Source organism: Corynebacterium sp. 212_CJEI, from assembly GCF_001055915.1.
GTDB classification, from domain to species: domain Bacteria; phylum Actinomycetota; class Actinomycetes; order Mycobacteriales; family Mycobacteriaceae; genus Corynebacterium; species Corynebacterium jeikeium_D.
The window spans coordinates 1-3,979 of sequence record NZ_JVPT01000021.1; the positions used below are offsets into that span (position 1 = coordinate 1).

4 protein-coding genes and 1 pseudogene are annotated in these 3,979 nt (G+C 57.2%); all 5 read left to right on the forward strand.

The genetic code is table 11. The annotated features are described in order from the left end of the window. Window positions 1-399 (forward strand): annotated as a pseudogene (locus tag ADB02_RS01630) (hypothetical protein); the annotation flags it as partial. Between the two features lie 96 nt (window positions 400-495). Continuing rightward, a complete protein-coding gene (locus ADB02_RS01635) occupies window positions 496-1,140 on the forward strand; it encodes a DUF402 domain-containing protein (protein WP_049172719.1) in 645 nt (214 codons plus the stop codon). Window positions 1,141-1,169: 29 nt separating this feature from the next. Beyond that, on the forward strand, window positions 1,170-1,781 hold the full coding sequence (locus ADB02_RS01640) for a suppressor of fused domain protein (protein ID WP_049189470.1): 612 nt from the start codon (window positions 1,170-1,172) through the stop codon (window positions 1,779-1,781). Window positions 1,782-1,888: 107 nt separating this feature from the next. After that, window positions 1,889-2,386, forward strand: a complete 498-nt coding sequence (locus tag ADB02_RS01645) for a hypothetical protein (protein ID WP_048732907.1) — start codon at window positions 1,889-1,891, stop codon at window positions 2,384-2,386. An 82-nt stretch (window positions 2,387-2,468) separates the two neighbouring features. After that, window positions 2,469-3,701 carry an amidohydrolase gene (locus ADB02_RS01650; RefSeq protein ID WP_049189471.1) on the forward strand — a complete coding sequence of 411 codons (1,233 nt, stop codon included), beginning with the start codon at window positions 2,469-2,471 and terminating at the stop codon, window positions 3,699-3,701. Window positions 3,702-3,979 lie beyond the last annotated feature (278 nt).

Consider the following 3,979-nt stretch of genomic DNA (forward strand, 5'->3'; position numbering starts at 1 on the left):
CCTACTGTTGCCGACAAGTGCATCGGCGGCGAAGGTCGTTCCTTCGGCCTGGCCACTACCGTTCCGGGCCCGGCAGACCTGCCTCTGCCAGGTGTTCCAGAAAACCAGCTTGGCTTCATTTTCACTGGCCTGGGCACCAAGCAGCTGGCTAAGCAGCAGGACACAGAGATGAATGTCTACTGGGTCAACGTTGCTAACGGCAAGTACGGCAAGACCACCCTGGAGAACAACGGCATCAACGCCGAGGAGGGCCCGGGTGCTGTCAACGGCACCGCTGACACGGGCAAGGGCGTGGTCATCGCTGTCATGCAGGGCGGTATCACCACTCAGGAAGAGCCTGGTCCGACCAACTGCAGCTACACCCCGACCGCCGGTGTCTTCCCGGTCGGCCTGAACTAAGTTTTTCTAGTTCTCCCCTAGCCCTTTTTGCATCACGTATGCAGAAAGGGCTTTTCTATGCCCAAAAAGGCAACCCCTACACGTTAAGGTATTCGCATGTCCACTTCACCGGCCACTTCGGCTTCGACCGCGGCAGCTCCTGCGCTCTCCCCAATTCGCTCGAGTCAGGACACACATCCTCCGAAAGTCGAGACCTTTGACCTACGTGAAATGGTCAACACCGACCCCAAGGGCTTTCAGCGCAATGTCGACGAGTTCCGAACTCTCACACCCAGCCGCCTTTATATGCGCCGTGGGATGGATCATCCAAAGTTTGGATATCTAGAGTCATTCCTGCTTGCCGACGAGGGGTTGCGCATCAGCATTTATCACTTCCGCCCGGGCGTGAAGGTGGAACACCAACGTTACGTCGATATTGTCAGCATCGACCGGACTGATCCGCAGTGCTGGCGTATGACCGATTTGTATCTCGACATCCTGCAGGCACCGACCGATCCTGAGGCCATAGCTCCCCTACCTGTCGATGCGACCACACAGATTCGCGTTGAAGATGTCGACGAGCTCGTCGCGGCCCACACCCAAGGGCTGATTAGCGATGAACTCACCGAATTCGCTATCGAGACCACGCTGACTGCGCGCGCCGCAATCGCTGCACACGGTGACAACATTGATACGTGGATGCAGACTTTGAACCTCGATGCGACGTGGGCTGATGCTGTCGAGCTTTCGCCCGCAGCCTAAAATGACCACCTCAACAAGGAGTACCGCCCGTGTTCGATAACTTAACCGGCCCCATTCCTCCCGCCGGCCCTGATAGCAATGCGATCATCAAAGCAGTCCGAGCAGCATTTTCCTCCTACTTTGAAGAGTCCGACCCCGGCGAAGCCCAGCTGACCTTCCTTGGTTCTTCGCCACTGAAGATGCTGCGCTTCGGCCCTGACACAGACCGGATTGTCACCTACGCAACACTCGGTTGCAGTGCCGAAGCGATGCAAGATCCGTCCGCAATGGTGGTGGACACCAACTCTGGCCCGCGTGCCGAACTCGTCTTGCCTATTCGTGGTGGACTGGACGAAGTCATCCGCCCGCTGGGTATTCTTGCCGCTTCCCCAAGCATCGAAGGCCTCATCCTCACCGAGGGGGCACTAATCGACTTCGGCCAGCCACTGTGGGATCAGTCGCGCTTCACCGGTTTTGTGCTGTTCAAGGCAGAAATCCCGCCGGTCGCGGTGGAGGAAACCGAAGTCACAATCTTCCAGCCGGTCCCCGCCACGACCAACGAATTTGCCCTTGCTCGCGCTAAGGGCGTTGACGAACTGCGTCGCGTGTGGGAAACCCAAGGTGTCGACTTCACCGACCCGCACCGCACCAGCGCTGTATAAAAGTTAGCTTTTGTGGTGGTTGCCGGTTATCTGCTCGTCGGCAAGCGATAAGTTCAACCTAGCAGTGACGTTTCGCGCCGCGACAGCGTGGTTTAGAGTATGGAATTATGGCAGTCAATTCGGCTAAAGACGTTCCTTTCCATGCGGCGCAGTCCTTTAGGTGGTGGCGGCTCGCGGTATATGTTTACGTCCCAGCGCTAATCCTCACCGTGGTCAGTTCCCTATTGAAATGGGACGCGACTGTTACGGAAGCGGCAAAGGCCAACAACATCGAGGTTTCTGCTGCACAGACCAGCTTGGCCGTGAGCTTCGCGTTTGCGATTCTCGCGCAGACGGCAACGGCGATTGCGTGCTGGTGGCTTGCTGGCAAACTCCTTGAAGGATCGACTGCAGCGCGCACGGTGCTGTCCGTGGCGGCGGCAGTTTTTGTCATTAATGCATCAATGACGCTGGTCGGAACGATTTCCCAGGTACGCTCCGGAGACTCGTCGGCGCTCGGTTTGATTACAGCTGGCCTGCTGATTGTTGCCTCTATCATCGCCGCAACTGCAACCGCCCAGTCCTACCGCGGCGAGCGTAACCAGAAGTTCTTTGTGACGACGTAGGCAGCTCTTAGAGGTTTGGGGCGGGACGGGGATGCCTTCCAGGGCCTCCACCGTCCGCTTTAGGTCGGCGTACATTTTAGGTATGCCCACTAATACTGAGAGCGCCAGAAAGATTCTGAATGGTCTCGCGTCCACCCAATCCCAGCGCGAGGAACTGTACAAATATTTCCACCGGCACCCTGAGCTTTCCATGCAGGAGCACAGCACTGCAGACCGGATTATTCAGGAGCTCGAATCTTCAGGTATTTCCACAAATCGCGTCGGAGACACCGGCATCGTTGCCATTATTGAGAACGGTGCCGGGCCGATTGTAGCTATGCGCGCAGACATTGATGCGCTACCGGTGAAGGAGACTTCCGGCAAAGACTACGCCTCCACGGCAACGCAGATTGATGAAAAGACCGGCACAGAGGTCCCCGTCGCCCACGCTTGTGGGCACGACTTCCACCTGATGTCTTTGCTCACAGCGCTGCAGGCTTTCAACGAAAACCTTGATCAGTGGTCTGGCACATTCATCGGTATTTTCCAACCCGCTGAAGAAACCGCCGAAGGTGCACGCGCAATGCTGGCGGCAGATCTGGAGAGGGCTATTCCGCGTCCCGACGTTTATCTCGGTCAACACGTACTAGCTAGCTTGCCCGGCGGTTATGTGGGAACTCGCCGCGGGCCAGTTCTCTCCTCTGCATTCTCGGTCAAAGTCACTGTGCACGGTAATGGCTCCCATGGATCCATGCCGGAGCTCAGTGTCGATCCCGTTGTCTTGGCATCCACCATTGTGATGCGCCTTCAGACCATTGTCTCGCGTGAGGTAGCGGCCACCGAGACCGCAGTGGTGACCGTTGGTGCGATTCAAGCGGGAACTAAGTCCAACATCATTCCTGACTCCGCAGAGCTGCTCATCAACACTCGTGCCTACAACAGCGCCGTGACCGAACACCTCAAAGAGGCAATCGAGCGCATTGTACGAGCAGAGTGCGTTGCTGCCCGCAGCCCTCAAGACCCGCAGTTCACTTACTACGACCGCTATCCCCTCACGAATAATGACGGGGATGCCACGAATACTGTGCGTGAGGCATTCGACGCGTACTTCGGTGAAGAAGTCTCCGACTTGGACGCAGTGGCCGCCTCTGAAGATTTCTCAATCATCCCCGATGCGCTTGGAGTGCCATATACGTACTGGGGGCTCGGCGGTTTCGCGGATGAGAGCAGCGCCGTTGGCAACCACAACCCAGCTTTCGCCCCTGACCTCCAACCCACTCTTGACCGGGGAGCAGAGGCAATCGTTGTAGCTGCCTGTGCTTGGTTGGCGAAATGAGGGTGTGATTAGCGAGGCTGATGTGTGCGGCTGCTGGCGAGCTGGTGGATGGTGTAGTGCCGGACTCGTGCGGGGCTGGAGTGCCGGACGGCCGAAAAACCGGGGGTTAAGCGAAAAAGTAGGCCCCGGCGCACGCCGACCGGACATGCTTCTTGCTACTTAACCCAAAAACTTACGGGCTGCAAATGTGAAACTGTATGAGTTTATGACACTTTGAAGCCGGTAGGTTCAGGAGGTGAATGCATCACCACTTTCGACCAGGAGAAGTAGTGAAGCAA